We start from the raw sequence: 21,451 nt of genomic DNA, 5'->3' as shown, positions 1-21,451 counted from the left end.
ATTATCTTTTCGGATTTCTTTTTGGTGCTTTTTTTCCAAAAGAAACTTCTTGAAAAGCAGAAAACAACTGTTCGTTACTTTTGGTTTTCTTTAAAAATTGAACAAACTGCTCAGTGTATTCCAATGAATCACCACTCATATTATTCCGCAATTTCCAGGTTTCTTCCAATTGTTCGGCCGTCATCAATAGTTCTTCTTTTCGAGTTCCGGACTTTTTGATATCAATCGCCGGGAAGATTCGTCGTTCCGAGAGATCACGAGAAAGATGCAATTCCATATTCCCCGTTCCTTTGAATTCTTCATAAATCACGTCATCCATTCGACTGCCGGTATCCACTAAAGCTGTCGCCAAAATCGTCAGACTGCCACCTTCTTCGATATTCCGAGCAGCACCGAAAAATTTCTTAGGTTTATACAAAGCAGCCGGATCGATTCCACCGCTCAGTGTTCGACCGCTTGGCGGTACAACTAAATTGTAGGCACGGGCCAAACGAGTGATACTGTCCATGAGAATAACGACGTCCCGCTTATCTTCAACTAAACGCATTGCACGTTCTAAAACCAATTCCGACACTCGAGTATGGTTGCTTGGCTGCAAGTCAAAGGTAGAAGATACCACATCTCCTTTGACACTACGTTCCAAATCAGTCACTTCTTCTGGTCGTTCATCAATCAACAAGACAATCAGTTCAACCTCCGGAAAATTATCCGTGATACCGTTGGCGATTTCCTTTAAGACACTGGTTTTTCCGGCTTTTGGCGGCGCTACAATCAGGCCCCGCTGACCAAATCCTACTGGTGCAAAAATATCGATCATTCGGGTAGCCAAACGCCCCGGCGTTGTTTCCAAAGTCAAATGACGGTTTGGATATAAAGGTGTAAGGGCTGGAAAATGGGGCCGTTCTTTGGCTTCTTCAGGATCTTTGCCATTCACGCTTTCAACGTGCATCAAACCATAATAACGTTCGGATTCTTTTGGTGGTCGAGCTTTTCCGGCGACTTTATCACCATTACGCAAACTGAATCGACGAATCTGGGAGGAAGAAATATAAATATCTTCCGCACTCGGTCCATAATTGATTGGCCGCAAAAAGCCGTACCCATCTTGCCCAACAATGTCTAAAATCCCTTCCATGTAAAAGAAGCCCTGCTTCTCCGCTTGCGCCCGAATAACCGCCAACGCCAATTCTTTTTTATTCATTTGACTGTAATAAGGAATTTTAAATTCTTTGGCATAGGTGTAGATTTCTTTTAGCGTACTGTTTTCCAGTTCCGCCATTGTTAAGTAGTCGCTCATAGTTGCTCCTTCATTTCAATATCTGCACCTAATGCAGTCAGTTTCTCGATGATATGATCGTATCCCCGCAAAATATATTCAACATTTGTGATGGTCGTTGTTCCTTCTGCCATCAAACCGGCGATAACTAAACACGCCCCTGCTCGTAAATCCGAAGCCACGACTTCTGCACCGTGCAGCTTGCTGGGACCGTTGATAATCACCATGTTGCCTTCTACCTGGGCATTCGCACCCATTCGCACAAGTTCTGGGATATGATTGGTTCGTTTGGCATAAATCGTATCGATCACTTCGGAAGTTCCGGCAGCTTTCAATAGAAGTGGAGTGATTGGTTGTTGCAGATCTGTCGCAAAGCCGGGATAAGGATAGGTTTTAAGGTTGGTAGGTTTCAATTCTTGAACGGGAAAAACTTCAATGGTGTCTTCGCTGATTTCCATCGGTACACCGATTTCTTCTAATTTGGCGATATAGCTTTCTAAATGTTCATAAATAACATTGTTGACCTTGATGCCTGCGCCCATCGCTGCGGCTAAAGACAGATAGGTTCCGGCTTCGATTCGATCAGGAATAATCGAGTGACGGCAGCCGTGGAGTTCACTGACGCCTTCGATACGAATCTCATTTGTACCAGCACCGCGAATTTTAGCACCCATATTGTTCAAAAGTGTTGCAACATCAATAATTTCTGGTTCACGAGCGGCATTTTCGATGACTGTTTTTCCTTCTGCCTTGACCGCCGCCAACATCACATTAATTGTTGCGCCGATTGAGACCATATCTAAGAAAATCCGATCCCCTTTTAATTTGTCAGAACGCAGATAAATCGCACCATGTTCGTTTGCCACAGAAGCACCCAATGCTTCAAAACCTTTAAAATGCAAATCAATAGGCCGTGGTCCTAAATAACATCCGCCAGGCAATCCAACGACAGCTTCGCCGAATTTTCCTAACAACGCGCCCATAAAATAATAAGAAGCCCGTAAGCTGTTGATTTTTCCGCTAGGCATAGGAATTGAAACGATTCCTCGTGGGTCGATTTCTAATTGATTATCTGCAAAATGTGTTTTTACGCCCATGATTTCTAAAATTTCAATCAAAGAGTGAACGTCTTGAATATCGGGAACACCTTCTAGAATCACCGGTGAATCAGCAAGAATCGCTGCCGGAATCAAGGCAACTGCACTATTTTTGGCACCGCTAATCGTTACCTCACCTTTTAGAGGCCGACCGCCGCGAATAATAATTTTTTTCATATATTCTCCTTTTGAAAACTTATGTACCACGACAATTTTAACATACCCCAATTAAAGAAAAAAGAGACAACCCTTTCCTGCAAATTTCTTTAGCAAAAATGGCTGTCTTTCCTTCAATTGATGAAAAAAAACGGCACGGATTTCTCCGCACCGTTGATTGATACTTAATTAAGCTTTGTTTGCTGAACCGAACCAGTCGATATGTTCTTCAGCATCTTTAACGATTGCAGCAACACCTGGTGCCAACAATTTACGAGGGTCAAAGCCTTTTCCTTCTTTATCTTTGCCAGCTTCGATGTATTCACGAGTTGCTTTAGCAAATGATAATTGGAATTCTGTATTTACGTTAACTTTTGAGATACCCATTGAGATAGCTTTTTGGATTTGTTCTTTAGGAATTCCTGATCCGCCGTGTAATACTAAAGGAACATCAGAACCTACAGCGTCAGCAATTGCTTGTAAATGGTCAAATGCTAGACCTTTCCAGTTTTCTGGGTAAACGCCGTGGATGTTACCAATACCACATGCTAGGTAATCGATACCTGTAGCAACCATTTGTACACATTCGTCAACGTCAGCTAATTCGCCAGCACCGATGATGCCGTCTTCTTCTCCGCCGATTGAACCAACTTCACATTCAACAGAAATACCTTTAGCGTGAGCTTTTTCAACAACGTCTTTAGCCAATTTCAAGTTTTCTTCAAATGGAAGATGAGAACCATCAAACATGATTGAAGTATAGCCAACTTCGATACATTCTAAAGCAGCTTCATAGTCACCATGGTCTAAGTGGATTGCAACTGGTACAGTGATACCCATTGAATCAACTAAGTTTGTGATGATATCTTTAGCAACTTTGTATCCGCCCATGTATTTTGCAGCGCCCATTGAAGTTTGAATAAGAACTGGTGCTTTTTTAGCTTCTGCGGCTTTTAGAATTGCTTGGGTCCATTCTAAGTTGTTTGTGTTAAATCCACCAACTGCATATCCGCCTTTACGTGCAGCTTTTAAGAATTCTGCTCCTGATACTACTGGCATAAAAAATTCCTCCTAAGTTTTTGATAAACTTTATTTGTTAAGCAAGCTTAACCAACGCTTCCATTTTAGCAAACATTTGCCTACTTTGCTACTAAAAAGATGAAATTTGACTTTCAATAATTGACTGAACGAATTAAAATATCAGACCTTTTCATTTTATTTTCTGAAAAGATTTCAGTCTTCTCTAGTTATTTATCTGTTTTTCTACGGGTTAAGATAACATCCATTTGAAACTGTTTCAGCCATTTTTCACGAATTTTTTCATGTGAGAATGCTGCTCCTCCTTAAAAATGGAAAGAGCAAGTCTCCTTTTTGAAAAATCTACGCTTCATGTTCAGTCAAAGCTGCGCCAACAAACGCCTTGATCAATTTTTGGGGACGATTTGGACGAGAAATCAATTCTGGATGGAATTGGCAGCCGACGAAGAATTTTTTCTCTGGTAATTCAATGATTTCCACTAAGCGATTGTCTGGTGAAACACCGGAGAATACCAATCCGTGGGCTTCAAACATTTGACGGTAGTTGTTGTTGAATTCATACCGGTGACGGTGACGTTCCTGTACGACTTCTTCTTCATCATAAGCAGTTGCCGTCACTGTGCCTTTTTTCACTTTACATGGGTACAGACCCAAGCGTAAAGTTCCACCAAGATTTTCGACATTTTCCTGATCCGCCATTAAATCAATGATATTGTTTGGTGTATTTTGATCTGTTTCAGCAGAGTTGGCATCTTCTAAACCAACCACATTTCGCGCAAATTCCACACAGGCCATTTGCATACCTAGGCAGATACCTAAGAATGGTACATCATTTTCCCGAGCATATTTGATGGCTTCGATTTTCCCTTCGATTCCGCGATCGCCAAAACCGCCGGGAACTAAAATTCCATCCGCATCCTTCAGTAAGGCATGTACATTATCTGCCGTCACTTCTTGGGCTTTCACCCAGTCGATTTCGATATCTGAATCATAGGCAAATCCTGAATGCTTCAAAGCTTCAACAACAGAGATATAAGCATCAGGTAGTTCAACATATTTTCCTACCAATGCGATTTTTGTTTTCTTCTTCAAATGTAAAACCCGTTCTTCTAATGCTCGCCATTCTGTCATGTCTGCTTGTGGAACATCTAATTTCAAATGGTCACAAACGATTTGATCCATTCCTTGCGCTTGCAGTGCCAATGGAATCGAATAAAGGGTTTCTACGTCACGGGATTCAATTACAGCTTCCGGTGCAACGTCACAAAATTGTGCCAATTTATTTTTGATACTTTGAGAAACTGGTAATTCTGTCCGTACCACCAAGATATTTGGTTGAATACCTAAACTGCGTAATTCCTTCACACTGTGTTGGGTAGGTTTTGTTTTCATTTCACCGGCTGCTCGCAAATAAGGAATCAAGGTGGTGTGAATATACATCACATTGTCCGCACCGACATCTGCCTTCATTTGACGCAACGCTTCTAAAAATGGCAACGATTCGATATCACCAACGGTTCCACCGACTTCGGTGATAATGATATCTGAATCCGTCATTTTAGCTGCCCGCATGATTTTTTCTTTGATTTCATTTGTGATATGCGGAATAACTTGGACAGTTGCCCCTAAGTATTCGCCTTTTCGTTCCTTGCGTAAAACTTCCGAATAAATTTTTCCGGTGGTGACATTTGAATATTTGTTCAAATTGATATCAATGAATCGTTCATAATGTCCTAGATCCAAATCGGTTTCCGCACCATCGTCTGTCACAAAAACTTCTCCGTGTTGGTATGGACTCATGGTTCCAGGATCGACATTGATGTATGGGTCAAACTTTTGGATTGTCACTTTCAATCCGCGGTTTTTTAGCAAACGTCCTAGTGAAGCTGCCACGATCCCTTTACCGATCGATGAAACGACGCCACCTGTTACAAAAATATATTTTGTCATAAATTGAAAAACTCCTTCTACATTTTTTCGCAGGAAAAGGTGCTGTAAAAAAGAAAGAAGCTCCCTATCCATAAATGAATAGGGAGCATAATATCCAGACCTTTTGCCCCTTTTTTCAAGGGTGCCCAAGCAGAATAATACAATCCCCGTATGAAAATGTCAAGAAAATAATGTCAATCCTTTCAGCATTTTCATAAAAAACCGCTGAGCAAATCGACTCAGCGGTACACTTTTTTTCAAGGAGGATCAGTATAATTCTAAATATTGTTCTCTTTCCCATTCAGAAACAGTTTGGCGGAAGGATGCCCATTCCAGCCGTTTTGCTTCTACAAAATTAGCAAAAATATGTTTGCCTAATGCATCCACCATCACAGGATCTTTGCGCAATTCTTTGATTGCGTTATGGATTGTGGAAGGAAGGTCTTTGATTTGAGCCGCTTCACGTTCTGCTTCATTCATCACATAAATGTTGCGGTCCACTGCTGGTGGCGGCGTGATTTCATTGCGGATACCGTCTAAGCCGGCTTGCAGCAAGACAGCCATTGCCAAATAAGGGTTAGCAGAAGGATCGACTGAACGTAATTCCAAACGAGTAGACAAACCACGAGATTCTGGCACGCGGATTAATGGGGAGCGGTTGCGTCCTGACCATGCCACATAAACAGGCGCTTCATATCCCGGAACCAAACGTTTGTAAGAATTGACGATTGGGTTGCAGACAGCTGTGTATGCCCGTGCATGTTCAATCAAGCCGCCCAAGAAATAGTAGGCTGTTTGGCTTAACTGCATGTCCCCTTTTTCATCATAAAAAACATTTTCGTCTCCTTTAAACAGAGACATGTTGCAATGCATTCCTGAGCCATTGATACCAAATAATGGTTTTGGCATGAAGGTCGCATGCAGACCATGTTTGCGGGCAATCGTTTTAACGACTAATTTGAAGGTTTGAATATTGTCACAGGCTTCAATCACATCGGCATATTTAAAGTCGATTTCATGTTGTCCTGGTGCAACTTCATGGTGGGAAGCTTCTACTTCAAAGCCAAGCTTTTCTAATTCCAGCACGATATCCCGACGACAGTTTTCGCCAAGGTCTGTCGGAGCAAAATCGAAATAACCGCCTTTGTCGTTTAGATCCATGGTGATTTCGCCATCTTCATCTAATTTAAATAAGAAAAATTCAGGTTCTGGCCCAAGGTTAAAGGAAGTAAAACCAAGTGCTTTCATGTCTGACAACGCACGTTTTAAATTGCCGCGAGGATCACCAGCAAATGGTTTTCCTTCTGGATTATAAATATCACAGATCAAGCGGGCAACCTTGCCATGTTCGCTTTCCCATGGAAAAATCATCCATGTGGTCAAATCAGGATAAAGATACATATCACTTTCTTCGATTCGAACAAATCCTTCAATGGATGAACCGTCAAACATCATTTTATCATCTAAAACTTTGTCTAATTGACTCACTGGTACTTCTACGTTTTTGATTGTTCCCATGATATCCGTAAACATGAGTCGTAAAAAGCGAACATTCTCCTCTTCTACGATTCGTCTGATATCTTCCTTTGTATTTTGCGTTTTTGGCATGGTATCCCTTCCCCTTCATTTTTCAGCTTTCGCTTTTTTACATCCGCGGTCCTTTTTGTTGAAACGGACTTTGCGGTGTCAGTCCGCCTTGTGAAAGCAGCTCATCATAGAATATTCGGCGTACATCTTCGTCAGTCAACGATTTTGCTTCCTCAGAAACTTCTTGTAGCTTCATTTGGTACACATGTTTAATCCCCGCCATATTCAACCCTTCAGAGAGATAGTCTTTGATTTCCAACAAGATATCGATATCATTTAATGAATACATTCGGCGATTGCCTTCGCTTCTCTCCGGATGAATCAAATCCTGTTCTTCATAATATCGAATTTGACGCGCCGTCAAATCAGTTAATTTCATCACCGTACCAATTGGAAACACAGACATTGAGCGGCGTAACTCTTTTTCCCGCATAATTTCTCTCCTCTCATGATAGACTTGCTTTTGAACTTGTGATAACTATACCAATTCAAAAAAAAGCTGTCAATAGTTTTATGTAAGAAAAACTGACATGAGCGATTTTTTTATTAAAAATAATTCCGACAACAAAAAAAGAGCCCTCCGCAGAAGACTCTTCTAGTTATTTCACTTGATGATACACAGCATTCACTGCATTCGCCACAGCAATTTTGACATGTTCATAGGTCAAACCTCCCTGAACGTACAGAGAATAAGGTTCCCGTAAAGGTCCATCGGCACTCAATTCAATGCTGGCTCCTTGAACAAAGGTTCCGGCAGCCATGATGATATCATCTTCATAGCCGGGCATATAGGAAGGAATTGGGGCAACGAAGGCATCAATTGGTGAAAACTTTTGAATCGCCTGAGCAAAAGTGACCATCGCCTCTTTTTTCTCTAATTCCACCAATTGAATCAAATCCGTGCGGGCTTCATCCCATTTCGGAGAGGATTCAACCCCATATTCTGCTAAGAGAGCGGCAGTAAAAACAGCGCCTTGGATGGCTTGGCTGACGACATGAGGGGCTAAAAAGAAACCCTGTAGCATTTCATGGACATTTCCTAACATCGCTCCACCTTCTGCCCCGACTCCGGGTGTGGTCATGCGATACGCACATCGTTCGATCAATTCTTTTCGTCCAACCAAATAGCCGCCGGTTTTTGCGATGCCTCCGCCGGGATTTTTGATTAAAGAGCCTGCCATAATATCCGCCCCCACCTGCGTAGGTTCTTGCAACTCTGCAAACTCTCCATAACAATTATCGACAAAAATAACGACTTCTGGTGCAATTTGATGAACGAAGTCACACATTTCTTTAATTTTTTCAATTGTAAAAGAAGGACGCGCGGCATAGCCTCGAGACCGTTGGATAGCCACGACTTTGGTTTTTTGGGTAATTTTCTTTTCGATACCATCAAAATCCACTGCCCCGTTTTCCAGCAAATCTACTTGCTCGTAGCCGATTTGATATTCTTTCATTGATCCGATTCCGTTTCCAGTCAGACCAATTACTTCTAGCAGTGTGTCATAGGGTGTACCGGTGATATAGAGCAGCTCATCTCCCGGACGCAAGATGCCAAACAAAGCTGTCGCAATGGCGTGGGTTCCAGAAACGATTTGAGGACGAACCAGGGCAGCTTCTCCACCAAAAGTTTCTGCGTAGACCGCTTCTAACGCATCCCGTCCGAGATCATCATTTCCATAGCCCGTGGAAGGCAAAAAGTGTGTTTCAGACACGTGGTGGTTTCGAAACGCCGCCAATACTTTCCCTTGATTTTCTAAAGCAACTCCGCGAATTTCTTTTAAACGATCGTCAATCTTTTGATCGACTGCCGCTATTTTTCTCACCAATTCTGCATCCAACTCATCTGTCCAGCTCATTCGTCATTCTCCTTATAATAAAAGAATCTGGTAAAGCAAATCCTTTTACTACATATTTTTGCATTTTTTCGTCAAAATCTTCTTTCAAAACTAAGGTTTCTCGTTTGGTGCGACTCAAAAGATTCCCTTCCTCTTGTCCTAAAGCAACGGTGTAGGGGGTTAAAATTTCCATTAACTGAAGTTTTACCGCATCCGTCAAATCGGTTTTGCCTCGACTGCTTTTTGCTGAAATCAGTACATTCGGAAAAAGTGTAGGAACAAAATCTTCCGAAAGCTGATCGGCCTTGTTGTAAACTGTCAACAAAGGCAATTGTTCTAAGTTTAATTCTTTCAATAATTTTATAACGGTCTGTTCCTGTTGAAGGCGATCTTCTGCGCTGGCATCTACCACATGCAGCAACAGATCCATGGATTGACTCTCCTCCAATGTAGAATGAAAGGCATCAATCAACTGAGTAGGTAGATCTTGAATAAAGCCAACTGTATCCGTCAGGGTAACCTCTAATCCTTCTGGTAGTCGCCATTTTTTGGTCAACGGATCAAGAGTGGCAAAGAGTTGGTCCTGTTCGTAGGTTTCTGCTTGAGTCAAAACATTTAAGATTGTTGATTTTCCGGCATTCGTGTACCCTAATAAACCAATTTGAATCGTTTGTCCCGCTTTGCGTTTTTGCCGCGTTCGTTCACGGTGGGCTTCTACCTGTTTCAATTCACGTTTGATGACAGTGATTTTGTTTCTGATGTGCCGACGATCCGTCTCCAACTTCGTTTCACCAGGACCACGAGTTCCGATACCGCCACCTAATCGAGACAAACTTTTTCCTTGTCCAACTAACCGAGGCAATAAGTAATCCAACTGTGCCAGTTCCACTTGCAGCTTGCCTTCTTTGGATCGCGCCCGCAAAGCAAAAATATCCAATATCAACTGCACCCGATCAATGACCGGCAACCCGATTTCTTCACCGATCAGCTGACTTTGTCGGGGTGTCAATTCGTGATTAAAAATAATCAAATCTGCTTCATGAGCATCTGCCAAATTTTTTAATTCCTGTAATTTGCCTTTGCCGATTACTGTTTGTCGATCGACTTGAGGGCGTTTTTGAATCAGAGAGAAAACCACTTCTCCATGAGCCGTCTTGGTCAAGCTTTTCAGCTCAGTCATTGATTCATCGAAATTTTTCCAGGTTTCTTCTGTTTCAACACCGACTAAGATTACACGTTCTTCTGTCATTTCTTTTCCTCCAGCCATTCTGCGACTTCTTTTTCTAAGGAACTTTTTAATGCAGGTTCTTCGATTAAATCCACCCAAACCGGCGTCATTCGATTACGAAACCAGGTCAATTGGCGCTTGGCATAGCGGCGGGAATGCAGTTTAATTTCCTCAGCAACTTCCTCCAATGTTCCCCTACCAGAAAAATATGGAAAGAATTCCTGATAGCCAATGCCTTTTGCTGCTTGAACCTCGGGAAAATCTCGTAATCTTTCCGCTTCTTGAATCAACCCGGTCGTCATCATCAGGTCTACCCGCTGATTGATTCGTTGATACAATCGTTCCCGTTTAGTGGTCAGTCCAATCAAAAAATAATCATAAAGTTTAGGAGGGGGCGTTTCCTGCGTGATACTTTTCCCAGTCAGCTCCAATACCTCAAGTGCTCGGATTACTTTCCGCTGATTGTTGGCGTGAATTTTTTCTGCAGCAACTGGATCTTTTTCCTGTAAAAGCATCCATAATTGCTGATTGCCGTTTTTTTCGGCATAACGGATATATTTTTCCCGTACAGCAGTATCGGCTTCTTTTTCAGTTCCAAGTTGATAATCATGCAACAATGCTTGAATGTACAGCCCAGTTCCACCAACAACGATTGGCAAATGTCCTCGTGCAGTGATTTCCTCGATTTTTTTTCGACCTTCTTGTTGAAATTCAGCGACAGAATAAGTCTCCTGTATTTGCCGAATATCAATCAAATGATGTGGTACTCCCGCCATTTCTTCCTGACTAACTTTGGCGGTACCGATATCTAATCCCTGATAAATCTGCATCGAATCCCCGCTGATGATTTCTCCATCGAATTTTTTTGCCAATTCAATACTTAAAGCAGTCTTGCCGACAGCCGTTGGTCCTACAATTACTAACACTTTTTTCATTTGGTCTTTCCTCGTCGATAGGCCTGCTGAATTGCTTGTGCTTTTTCAGGGAAATTGGTAATGATTCCTCTTACTCCTAATTTCAAGCAATTTAAAATCGCCTCTTCTTTGTCCAATGTCCACGGGCGAATCGCCAACGGATAGTCTGCAATTTCGTTTTGATGGGTTAAAAGCCAGTCATATTTGGGATGAATTCCTTCAATGTATTCCCGACGTACAGCCAATTCTGGTTTCTTTTCAGATTCTCCCATAATCAAATCAAGCTGTGTCTCCGGCTCCAAACGATGAATAATATCCAAGGAGTTGACATTGAAACTGCAATACCAATGCTCAAAGGGCCACTCTTGGCTTTGAATCAATTGAGAGGTTCTTTCTTCAATATCTGGATAATGGTAATTGTCTGTTTTTAATTCAATCGTTAAAACGCCACGATAATTGCGCATCAATAAAAGATCCAATACTTCTCTTAATGTAGGGACCTTCGTTGCTTGGTATTTCGCATTGAACCAACTTCCCGCATTCAATCGTTTGATTTCTTCCAATGTTTTTTCACGAATGAATCCTTTGCCGTTTGTGGTGCGGTCGACTTCTTCATCATGCATGACGATTAACTGACCGTCTTTTGATAAATGAACGTCCAATTCAATCACATCGGCGCCTACACGGACCGCCTCAGCAAATGCCGGCAATGTGTTTTCAGGTCGATTTCCGCTACTACCGCGGTGGGCAACGATTTGTGCCATGGTCCTCACTCCAATCCTTCTTATTGTATCATGGAACGAAAAGGAAGAAAGAGAAAAAAGCTCCTCTTTGTCTTCATTATTCGACAAAAAAAGTACAACGTCTTCTGTCACCTCAATAGGATTCAGATTATCGTTGTACAATTGGTTTACGAAAAATAGGTCAATGTTTCGCCAGAAATCGTCTTTAATTGATTTTTCCGTTCATTAATCAGTTCAGTCAAATCGTCCGTAAAATGCTCCAAAATGACCCGTCCACCTTTATAGGCGTACCCACCGATTTTCATGGTCTCATCCGGTGATAAAATCACCTTTCGTTGGGCGATTTTTTTGAAGAATTCTTCTAAAATATAATTTGGCAAATAAAAATTGTTTTGTGCAGCAAATGATTGCAAATAGGCAAAGTCATCAATCGTGATATAGCAATCATCAAAGCCGTCAAAACTGACGTATTCATCCATTAAAACAGCTCTTTTTTGAAGAATCTCGTTGATTTTTTTATTTAATTGGATTAGGGTCTCGATTTCTTTTACTTTGTGTTCCAACTGGCGGCGGCGTTGCTCTTTACGCTCATCATAGCGAATGCGCAAATTAAAGGCAATGGCGACGACTAACGCCCCCGTCAACACACCGATAAAACCAGAAACTGCAACTGCGATCATGAAGTCACTCCTCGTTCGTTTTAATGTAATAAATTTTCTTTTAGAAAATTTAGTTTTATTTTCACGCCGTATACCATCCCACTAGTTTTCTTGGAGATAGTGAGACTGGCATCCTCGTTTGTTTTAATGTATTAACTTTTCTTGGTAGGAAATTTTGTTTTATTCTCTCCCGCTATTTTCATACCTCTTGGACTCTTAATAAAAGTGGAACTGATATCTTCTTTTGAGAGGAGATGTACGCTATTTATTTTAGCATAAGATGCTTTCCATTTGATACCTAAAAGGCAAAGTTTTCTATTTGACCTTTATTGACCTTACGTGTATACTTTCTTTTAGATGTTGGAAATATTTTGTGGTACACTTAATTCGCAAAACATCTTATACACCCACTAACTAATTACAATTTTACCATGTATTTTAAAGGAGGAACCTGAATTATGAACTTAATTCCTACAGTTATCGAACAATCATCTCGCGGCGAAAGAGCCTACGATATTTACTCCCGCCTATTGAAGGACCGCATCATTATGTTGAGCGGACAAGTTACAGACGATTTAGCAAATTCAATCATTGCGCAACTTTTATTCTTGGATGCGCAGGATTCTGAAAAAGATATCTATTTGTATATCAACTCTCCCGGCGGCAGCGTGACTGCTGGTTTGGCGATTTTTGATACCATGAATTTTATCAAAGCCGATGTTCAAACCATCGTTTTAGGAATGGCAGCTTCCATGGGTTCATTCTTGTTGACGGCTGGCGCTAAAGGCAAACGTTTTGCCTTGCCAAATGCTGAAATCATGATCCACCAACCTCTTGGCGGTGCGCAAGGACAAGCAACTGAAATTGAAATTGCTGCTCGTCATATTTTACAAACCCGTGACCGCTTAAACCGTATCTTGGCTGAACGTACCGGTCAACCCCTGGACGTTATCGAACGAGATACCGATCGCGACAACTTCATGACAGCAGAACAAGCAAAAGAGTATGGTTTGATCGACGAAATCATGGAATCAAGCAATAACTTAGCTTAAATCTCAGAAGACGACCCATTTGTGGTCGTTTTTTTCTATTTCTCGCAAAAAAAAAAATCCTTCCAAACAAAAAAGACGGTTTCCTTTGAAAGAGACCATCTTTTTTTGTTTGGAAAACTACTTGAAACTTTCTTTGGCGAGAATAATTTTGCCAGCGGGCGGATGACCTTCCATTTTTTCATGGGCAAGAATCACACTCGCTAATTCAAAAGGCAGCACTTCTGCGATTTCGATTTCTAACTGTCCTTTTTCATAGGCAGCTAGCAAAGCGGTGAAGGCTTCTTGATCCGAATACTCTTTTGATGGACCAAAATGGAGATATTTGCCTTTTTTTACCCGCTGTTCCTCAGTAGGCAACGTGTTCAGCGCGACATATGTGCCGTTTTCCTTCATGATTCTTACTCCTGCCTCGATGCCACGACTGCCTTTTGTCGCATCAATAACGACATCTGCTTGGTTTTCAAAAATTGTCCCTGGATCTTCTTGATCGTAGGCAGCAAAACCATCAACCTGCCATTGACGCACATGGTCCTCATTATGTTTTGATGCACTAGTCAACACCCGATGCCCTTTTTGTTTCAATAATTGGACCAACAACGACCCGACACCGCCAGATGCCCCTTCTACCATAACGACATCCTCCGAATGCAGAGACAGCAAATGAAATAAGATGTTATAAGCGGTAATTCCAGTCGTCACCATGCCGGCAGCTTCCTGCCAAGACATTTCGTCCGGCAGTTTGGCAGCCTTATGAGCGGGTAAACTGATTTCTTCCCCGTAAGCACCACCGATTGGATGAAGAACGACGCGATCACCAACCCGCAAATTAGTTACATTTTCAGCTACCTCGGTCACGATTCCCCCGCCATCATTTCCCAACACGTAAGGAAATTTCAATGATCGAAAGTCTTGCATTTTCCCTTGACGAAGAGAGACATCGTAAGGATTAATGGCAAATGCTTTGATAGCTACGCGAATATGGTTGCCAGTCAATTCTTTAGGGGTTGCCTCAATTTCTTCAAATACCTCCCTAGCTGGTCCGTAATCCTTGATTGCAAATCGTTTCAATTGAATCACTCCTATTCTTATATCACTTCTTGTAAAAAGCCCCGTTTTGCTAAAAACGGTTACAGTTCCTCTTCTATAGTATAATCAAACCACGAGCAATCGCCTATTTTATTGTTTCAAAAAAAGAAAACGGCCCCTAAGAACCGTTTTCTAACATGTACTTATTTTTATTCTTCCAAAGATGCTTCTTCGGCAAACTGGCTTTGGTACAAGCGACTATAAAATCCGCCCTGTGCCAGCAAGCTTTCATGGGTCCCTTGTTCTAAAATCGCTCCTTGATTCATTACCAAAATCAGATCAGCGTCACGAATCGTTGACAAACGATGGGCAATCACAAAGCTGGTACGCCCTTTCATCACTCGATCCATCGCTTTTTGAATCAAAGCTTCCAAACGTGTGTCCACGGAGCTTGTTGCCTCATCCAAAATCAAGATTTTCGGATCAGAGATCACTGCTCGAGCAATCGTCAGTAGTTGTTTTTGCCCCAAGGAAACATTATCCCCTTCTGAGTTGATGGCCATTTCATATCCATCAGGCATTGTTCGAATAAAATGATCGACATTGGCGGTTTTTGCCGCATCAACGACTTCATAATCCGTCGCATCTAGTTTTCCAAAACGAATATTGTCCCCAATCGTTCCCTCATAAAGCCATGCGTCTTGTAGAACCATCCCAAAAATTGAGCGAACAGCACTGCGGCTCATTTTTTTCGTATCGACACCATCGATTTTAATGGCTCCCTCATTTACATCATAAAAACGCATCAATAAATTGATCAATGTGGTTTTCCCAGCACCGGTTGGTCCAACAATTGCCACTGTTTGCCCCGCTTTAACAGTAAAATTCAAATCCTTAATCAATGGTTTCCGTGGATCGTAACTAAAACCAACATGATCAAAAACAACTTCTCCCTGAATTTCTGCCGGCAGAGTTTGATCGACTTCGTTCATCGGTTCTTCCGGTTCATCAAGAATCTCAAACACTCGTTTTGCAGAAGCAGAAGCACTTTGTAGAATCGAAGACAATTGAGTGATATTACCCATTGGCTGACTCACTTGCCAAATGTATTGGATAAAAGCTTGCAGTTGTCCAACAACGATCACGCCGCCGATCACATAATAGCTTCCTAAAATCGCCATAGCAATATAGGTTGCATAAGCAGTTAATTGTACTAAAGGCATCATCAATCCCGAAATAAACGCCGCCCGAAAGCCGTAATGTTTCAAGGTATGGTTCACTTTTTTAAAGCCCGTCAGCGTCTGTTCCTCACGACCATAAACCTTCAGCACACTGAACCCAGTCATGTTTTCTTGAACGTAACCGTTCAAATCGCCTAATGAATTTTGCATTCCTTGGAAATATTTTTGAGAAATTTTCACGATTCCTCGGGAAATTAACAAGGAAGCTGGAATCATAATGATTGCGATCAACGCCATAATGGAATTGATATAAAACATCATACCAATCGACATGATGATTGCCAAAAAGGCATTGACGATCCCAATCAGTGCTTGTTGCATCGCACCGCTGACAGCATCCACGTCATTGGTTACCCGTGAAAGAATATTTCCTTGTTGGTTGCGGTCAAAATAAGATACCGGCAAACGATTGATTTTTTCATCAATATCCCGTCGCAAATCCCGCATCGCTTGTTGAACGACATTGGAGATTAAGACCCCCGCCAACAATTGGGTCACACAGTAACCGATACCGACTGCAGCAATCCAAATCAAACAGCGGATAATATAAGGAAAATTCAATTCTTCCCCCGCTGCAACATTTTTTGTAATCTCTGTTGTCGGCAAACCGGTAACGTAAGGGAGTGCTGTATTGAAAACTACAGTCAAAACCGTAAAAATCATTACTAAAATAAAGGTTGTTCGATAGGGCTTAATATAGTGGGCCAGTCGTTTCAAAGAAGAAAATGATTTCATCGTGCCAACTCCTCCTCTGACAATTGTGATGCGGCAATATCGTAATACACCGGACAAGTCGCCAATAATTCTTGATGGGTGCCCATACCGACAACATCCCCTTCATTTAAGACAATGATCTTATCTGCGTGCATGATTGTTCCCACCCGTTGAGCAACGATTAAAACGGTCGATTCTGTTGTTTCCTGTTTCAATCGTGCCCGTAATTTGGCATCAGTTTGATAATCCAATGCTGAAAAACTGTCATCAAATATATAAATCTCCGGCTGCCGGATAATTGCCCGAGCAATCGCCAATCGTTGTTTTTGTCCACCAGAAAAATTGGTGCCTCCTTCTGAAAGGTGTGCATCGAAACCATCAGGTGTTTGGGCAATAAACTCTGCGGCTTGAGCGATTTCTGCCGCACGTTCCATTTCTGCTTGAGTAGCATCTTCTTTTCCGTAACGCATATTTTCAGCAATCGTTCCGGTAAAGAGCAGTGCTTTTTGTGGAATATAGCCGATTTTTTGCCGTAATGCCGACAATCGAAACTGACGAACGTCCACACCGTCGACCAGTACTTCCCCCTCGCTCACATCATAAAAGCGGGGAATCAATTGGATTAAGGTCGATTTTCCACTACCGGTACTACCAATAAAGGCCACTGTTTCTCCCGGTTTTGCAGTAAAACTGACATTTCGAATCACAGGACTTTCTGCATGTCCCGGATAAGCAAAAGTCACGTTTTTAAATTCAAGGTAGCCTTTTTCTTTTGTTTCTGTCACTGCGTCTTCTTTTTCTACGATATCTGGTATTGCATCCAATGCTTCTTGAATCCGTCCCGCCGATACCGCCGCTCTAGGGTACATCATAAAGACAGAAGCAAACAGCATAAAGGAAAAGAGTGCATGAAAAATATACTCGATAAACGCAATTAAATCACCGACAAACAGCTCGCCATTGTTGATTTGGATACTTCCTTGCCAAATAATCAGAACCATGACTAAATTGAACAAAAAGAAAAACCCGGGCTGTGCTACTGCCATTAGTTTAAACAAACTTTTCGAACTGGAGGTATAGGCATCATTCACTTTGCCAAAACGTTTTTCTTCAAAGCGTTCGTTGACAAACGCACGAATGACCCGCAAGCCGGAAAGATTTTCTCGTAAAATACCGTTGATCTTATCCAAATTTTTCTGTTGCTTAGTGGAAAGCGGTTCGGAAATTCGAGCAATCGCAACGACTGCAATCAACAGCAAGGGCAAAGCCAGCAAGACATACATTCCCAATCTGGTACTGGTACGCATCACCATGTACAGGCTGACCACAAACATCATTGGTGTCATAAATCCTGTTCGCAAAATATTTTGCATAAAAAGCATGATTTGATAGGCATCATTGGTCACCCGGGTAATCAATGAGGATACACCGATTGCTTCATATTCATGGTGTGAATAATTTTGGATTCGTTCAAACAAATCATCCCGAATATCTGCAACGATATTGGTAGTGATTCGAGAGGTAAAATACCCCAATAAAATATTCATAATAATGCCGACGATTGTGATACCAATCATCAATAGACCCATTTTTTTAATATACTCCATGTCGTTGTTGCGGATCCCAACATCGATCATGCGCGCTAAAATCGTGGGTAATCCCAATTCGATCAAAATAAAGCCAAACACACAAATAAAATCAAAAAATAACAGCTTTTTATAGCGCATTGTGTAATGCCACATTAATTTCAAGCAAAGCCCTCCTTTTTTCGCATTACTTTTAATATAGCACAGGAGTTTTCGCAAGAGAACCACATCCCGCGATAAAAACCAAATTCCGGTAGATTTTCCTTTTCAATTGATCCACTTTCTATACTTCTTACTTCTTTTATGCTAAAATAATGATAATTAGGTATCTTTGTATACCAAACGAACGGTTGAATTTTTGTAAAAACATTCGGAAAGCAATGACGAGGCTTTCTCTTTTTGCTCACGACCTAGTCTGTAAAAAGTATTGAAAGAAAAACGAGGGGTCCCCCTTGCATTTTGTTGTGCCGCCGTTTAACTAAAAACAGTTCTGTAAAAAGCAGAAGAAGGAGAATTTTTTATGATCTATAAAGTATTTTACCAAGAAACAAAAACCCGTAACCCAAAACGGGAACAAACACAATCCCTTTATATCGATGCAGTCGATGAAGTTGCTGCTCGTCAACAAGTGGAAGAAAATACCCCATATAACATCGAGTACATTCAAGCTTTAGAAGGAAGTCATCTAGAGTACGAAAAAGAAAACACTGATTTCAAATTAACGGAGTTTTAAGATGAAAGTTTCTCTTAAAAACAATGAAACCGGCGTTTTTGGCGTCGGCGGTTTAGGTGAGATTGGGAAAAACTGTTATGGGGTTCAATTCCAAGACGAAATTATCATCATTGATGCCGGAATCAAATTTCCGGAAGATGAACTGCTTGGGATTGACTATGTCATTCCTGATTACAGCTATATCGTACAAAATTTGGCAAAAGTAAAAGCTTTGGTCATCACCCATGGTCATGAAGACCATATCGGTGGTATTCCTTATCTTTTACGTCAAGCCAACATTCCGATTTATGCCGGTCCTTTAGCGCTGGCATTGATTACAAATAAATTAGAAGAACACGGCTTGTTACGAGACGCAACCTTGCATGAGATCCACGAAGACACAGTGATCCGTTTCCGTAAAACATCCGTCAGCTTTTTCCGTACCACCCACAGTATCCCGGATGCCTTAGGAGTGGTCGTAAAAACACCTTCTGGCAATATCGTTGCGACCGGAGATTTCAAATATGATTTCACTCCAGTGGGAGAACCGGCCAATCTGCATAAAATGGCACGAATCGGTGAAGAAGGTGTGCTTTGTCTGCTTTCTGACAGTACTAATGCCGAAATTCCAACGTTTACCAAATCTGAAAAAACGATTGGTGCTTCTATTTTAAAGATTTTTGAAAAAATTGAAGGTCGGATCATTTTTGCCAGTTTTGCTTCGAATATTTTCCGATTGCAACAAGCAGCGGATGCCGCAGTAGCAACCGGTCGAAAAATTGCTGTTTTTGGTCGAAGCATGGAAAATGCCATTGTAAACGGACAAAAATTAGGCTATATCAAAGTTCCAGATGGGACGTTCATTGATGCCCATGAAATCAATCGCTTACCAGCAAATGAAACAATGATTTTATGTACCGGTTCTCAAGGGGAACCAATGGCTGCTTTGAGTCGAATTGCAAACGGAACCCATCGCCAAATCCAGATTCAACCTGATGATACCGTCATTTTTTCCAGCTCTCCGATTCCCGGCAATACTACCAGTGTCAATCATTTGATTAACTTGCTGTTAGAAGCCGGTGCGGATGTGATTCATGGAAAATTAAACAACGTCCATACTTCTGGCCATGGTGGACAAGAAGAACAAAAATTGATGCTTCGGCTCATGAAACCCAAATTCTTTATGCCGGTCCATGGAGAATTTCGGATGTTGAAGATTCATACCCAGCTTGCCCAAGACACCGGTGTACCAAAAGAAAATTGTTTCTTGATGGACAATGGCGATATTCTTGCGCTGACTGCTGACAGTGCTCGCTTAGCCGGTCATTTCAATGCCAATGATGTCTACATCGACGGCAGCGGAATCGGTGATATCGGGAATGTTGTTTTGCGGGATCGTCGGATACTTTCTGAAGAAGGTTTGGTCCTTGCTGTGGCAACCATCGACATGGCGAAAAAAGAAGTCTTGGCTGGTCCGGATATTTTATCTCGCGGGTTTGTTTACATGCGTGAATCCGGTGATATGATTAACGAAGGCCAAACAATTTTGTTTAAAGCATTGCGAGAAGCTTTGAACCAACCAAACTGCAATGAACACAAACTAAGAGAAGCAATGTCTTCGGCGTTGCAACCCTTCTTATTTGAAAAAACGGAACGTCATCCAATGATCCTATCCATGATCATGTCTCCGGATGAACAATAAACAGCTGAGGTCCCCGGATGATTTTTGACGGAGGCCTCTCTTTTTTTATTAGAAAGGACGGTTTCCATGACGCAAACCCGAGAAGAATTTATCAATGAACTGGTAGATGAACTGATTAAACGTAAAGGTAAAAAAGTAAAACGCAAAACCAGTCACTTAAAAGAAAAGCGAAAATTTGCTACTCGCCAAGCTGCCGTCGCTTACGAAAAAAAGTGGCGTCTCCGGTACGAAACAGTCCTCAACGATGAACTGGATCGTTTATTGAAAAGTTATCCCTCACCTTTTAAATAACACTGTTTCTTTAAGTCGTTAATTATCCAAAAAGGAACGTTTTCAATCATAACCCTTAATTTATTTGAATATTTTTGATACAAATAATGGTTTTTAAAAATTATCTTCGTGTTTTTTGTGGTATTATGATAACATAATCTTATTTTTTCAGGAGGATATTGTCATGGTACGCACGAAGAAAATCTACCGCCAGCATTTATTACAGGGTGCCTTTCAGCTGATTGTAGAGCAAGGTTTTGAACAATTTCACGCCCGTAACATCGCCAAAAAAATGGCCTGTTCCACGCAACCGATCTATCGTGAATTCCAGACGCTGCAGGAATACAAGCAAGCGGCAAGTACCTATATCCTTGAAAAAGTAGAACAAGCGATTCAGCTTTCTGAAACCACGACGCTTTCGGAACTAACAGAAAATATCTGCAGTTATGCACAGCAGGTCCCAAAAGAATTTCAGCGTTTTTTCCTGATGGATGATTGCTGCCGCAATGAAATCAAACAGGTTCTACGCCAACACTTTCAACAGCTTGCCCCGACAGAAGACTTTGAAACTTTCTGGTATTATACCCTAGGCAAAGCTGCGGTCAAAAGCTTTGAAAAAATCCCTAAAGTGCTCGCTAAATAATTAAGAAAAAAAGCATGACAATTCAGCAAATTGCTGATGT

General features: G+C 41.5%; 19 protein-coding genes. 5 read left to right on the top strand and 14 right to left on the bottom strand.

Going from position 1 to position 21,451, the window contains the following annotated elements; all coding sequences use genetic code 11:
* Position 1: 1 nt before the first annotated feature.
* The 11 genes from rho to BN1875_RS09980 form a co-directional block, all read right to left on the bottom strand.
* Positions 2-1,297, bottom strand: coding sequence for a transcription termination factor Rho (rho, locus tag BN1875_RS10030; protein ID WP_048604704.1), 1,296 nt, complete (start codon positions 1,295-1,297; stop codon positions 2-4).
* Positions 1,294-2,550 (bottom strand): UDP-N-acetylglucosamine 1-carboxyvinyltransferase, encoded by a 1,257-nt coding sequence (locus BN1875_RS10025; protein ID WP_048604703.1) that lies wholly within the window; start codon positions 2,548-2,550, stop codon positions 1,294-1,296. The genes rho and BN1875_RS10025 overlap by 4 nt, the downstream gene beginning before the upstream one ends.
* Before the next feature lie 168 nt (positions 2,551-2,718).
* Positions 2,719-3,588, bottom strand: a complete 870-nt coding sequence (locus BN1875_RS10020) for a class II fructose-bisphosphate aldolase (RefSeq protein WP_048604702.1) — start codon at positions 3,586-3,588, stop codon at positions 2,719-2,721.
* A gap of 321 nt (positions 3,589-3,909) precedes the next feature.
* Positions 3,910-5,517 (bottom strand): CTP synthase, encoded by a 1,608-nt coding sequence (locus BN1875_RS10015; RefSeq protein WP_048604701.1) that lies wholly within the window; start codon positions 5,515-5,517, stop codon positions 3,910-3,912.
* Between the two features lie 246 nt (positions 5,518-5,763).
* On the bottom strand, positions 5,764-7,104 hold the full coding sequence (glnA, locus tag BN1875_RS10010; protein ID WP_048604700.1) for a type I glutamate--ammonia ligase: 1,341 nt from the start codon (positions 7,102-7,104) through the stop codon (positions 5,764-5,766).
* Positions 7,105-7,141: 37 nt separating this feature from the next.
* Positions 7,142-7,516 carry a MerR family transcriptional regulator gene (locus BN1875_RS10005; protein ID WP_048604699.1) on the bottom strand — a complete coding sequence of 125 codons (375 nt, stop codon included), beginning with the start codon at positions 7,514-7,516 and terminating at the stop codon, positions 7,142-7,144.
* 166 nt (positions 7,517-7,682) lie between these two features.
* Positions 7,683-8,942, bottom strand: a complete 1,260-nt coding sequence (locus tag BN1875_RS10000; protein ID WP_048604698.1) for a methionine gamma-lyase family protein — start codon at positions 8,940-8,942, stop codon at positions 7,683-7,685.
* Positions 8,926-10,170, bottom strand: a complete 1,245-nt coding sequence (gene hflX, locus BN1875_RS09995) for a GTPase HflX (RefSeq protein WP_048605323.1) — start codon at positions 10,168-10,170, stop codon at positions 8,926-8,928. The genes BN1875_RS10000 and hflX overlap by 17 nt, the downstream gene beginning before the upstream one ends.
* Positions 10,167-11,084 carry a tRNA (adenosine(37)-N6)-dimethylallyltransferase MiaA gene (gene miaA / locus BN1875_RS09990; RefSeq protein WP_048604697.1) on the bottom strand — a complete coding sequence of 306 codons (918 nt, stop codon included), beginning with the start codon at positions 11,082-11,084 and terminating at the stop codon, positions 10,167-10,169. Before miaA ends, hflX begins: the two co-directional genes overlap by 4 nt.
* A complete protein-coding gene (locus BN1875_RS09985; RefSeq protein WP_048604696.1) occupies positions 11,081-11,827 on the bottom strand; it encodes a glycerophosphodiester phosphodiesterase family protein in 747 nt (248 codons plus the stop codon). The genes miaA and BN1875_RS09985 overlap by 4 nt, the downstream gene beginning before the upstream one ends.
* A gap of 146 nt (positions 11,828-11,973) precedes the next feature.
* Complete coding sequence (locus tag BN1875_RS09980) at positions 11,974-12,483, bottom strand: hypothetical protein (RefSeq protein ID WP_171000831.1); 510 nt, start codon at positions 12,481-12,483, stop codon at positions 11,974-11,976.
* Between the two features lie 440 nt (positions 12,484-12,923).
* Here BN1875_RS09980 and clpP point away from each other — a divergent pair, with 440 nt between their 5' ends.
* Positions 12,924-13,517, top strand: a complete 594-nt coding sequence (clpP, locus tag BN1875_RS09975) for an ATP-dependent Clp endopeptidase proteolytic subunit ClpP (protein WP_048604694.1) — start codon at positions 12,924-12,926, stop codon at positions 13,515-13,517.
* A 117-nt stretch (positions 13,518-13,634) separates the two neighbouring features.
* Here clpP and BN1875_RS09970 read toward each other — a convergent pair whose 3' ends face one another.
* From BN1875_RS09970 to BN1875_RS09960, 3 genes are all read right to left on the bottom strand, one after another.
* Positions 13,635-14,585, bottom strand: a complete 951-nt coding sequence (locus BN1875_RS09970) for an NADP-dependent oxidoreductase (protein WP_048604693.1) — start codon at positions 14,583-14,585, stop codon at positions 13,635-13,637.
* A gap of 167 nt (positions 14,586-14,752) precedes the next feature.
* A complete protein-coding gene (locus BN1875_RS09965) occupies positions 14,753-16,519 on the bottom strand; it encodes an ABC transporter ATP-binding protein (RefSeq protein WP_048604692.1) in 1,767 nt (588 codons plus the stop codon).
* Positions 16,516-18,249: an ABC transporter ATP-binding protein gene (locus BN1875_RS09960; protein WP_048604691.1), complete on the bottom strand. Its 1,734-nt coding sequence runs from the start codon at positions 18,247-18,249 to the stop codon at positions 16,516-16,518. The genes BN1875_RS09965 and BN1875_RS09960 overlap by 4 nt, the downstream gene beginning before the upstream one ends.
* A 355-nt stretch (positions 18,250-18,604) precedes the next feature.
* Here BN1875_RS09960 and BN1875_RS09955 point away from each other — a divergent pair, with 355 nt between their 5' ends.
* From BN1875_RS09955 to BN1875_RS09940, 4 genes are all read left to right on the top strand, one after another.
* Complete coding sequence (locus BN1875_RS09955) at positions 18,605-18,817, top strand: DNA-directed RNA polymerase subunit epsilon (RefSeq protein ID WP_048604690.1); 213 nt, start codon at positions 18,605-18,607, stop codon at positions 18,815-18,817.
* Position 18,818: 1 nt separating this feature from the next.
* Positions 18,819-20,498, top strand: coding sequence for a ribonuclease J1 (rnjA, locus tag BN1875_RS09950; protein ID WP_048604689.1), 1,680 nt, complete (start codon positions 18,819-18,821; stop codon positions 20,496-20,498).
* A gap of 66 nt (positions 20,499-20,564) precedes the next feature.
* The gene (locus BN1875_RS09945; RefSeq protein ID WP_048604688.1) at positions 20,565-20,789 is read left to right on the top strand and encodes a hypothetical protein; all 225 of its coding nucleotides are present in this window, start codon (positions 20,565-20,567) and stop codon (positions 20,787-20,789) included.
* Between the two features lie 163 nt (positions 20,790-20,952).
* Positions 20,953-21,411, top strand: a complete 459-nt coding sequence (locus BN1875_RS09940; RefSeq protein ID WP_048604687.1) for a TetR/AcrR family transcriptional regulator — start codon at positions 20,953-20,955, stop codon at positions 21,409-21,411.
* The last annotated feature ends 40 nt before the right edge of the window (positions 21,412-21,451 follow it).

This window comes from Enterococcus massiliensis (assembly GCF_001050095.1).
Taxonomy (GTDB): Bacteria; Bacillota; Bacilli; order Lactobacillales; family Enterococcaceae; genus Enterococcus_C; species Enterococcus_C songbeiensis.
The sequence above is the reverse complement of the archived record's forward strand: the minus strand, read 5'-3'. Positions and strand labels throughout refer to the sequence as shown.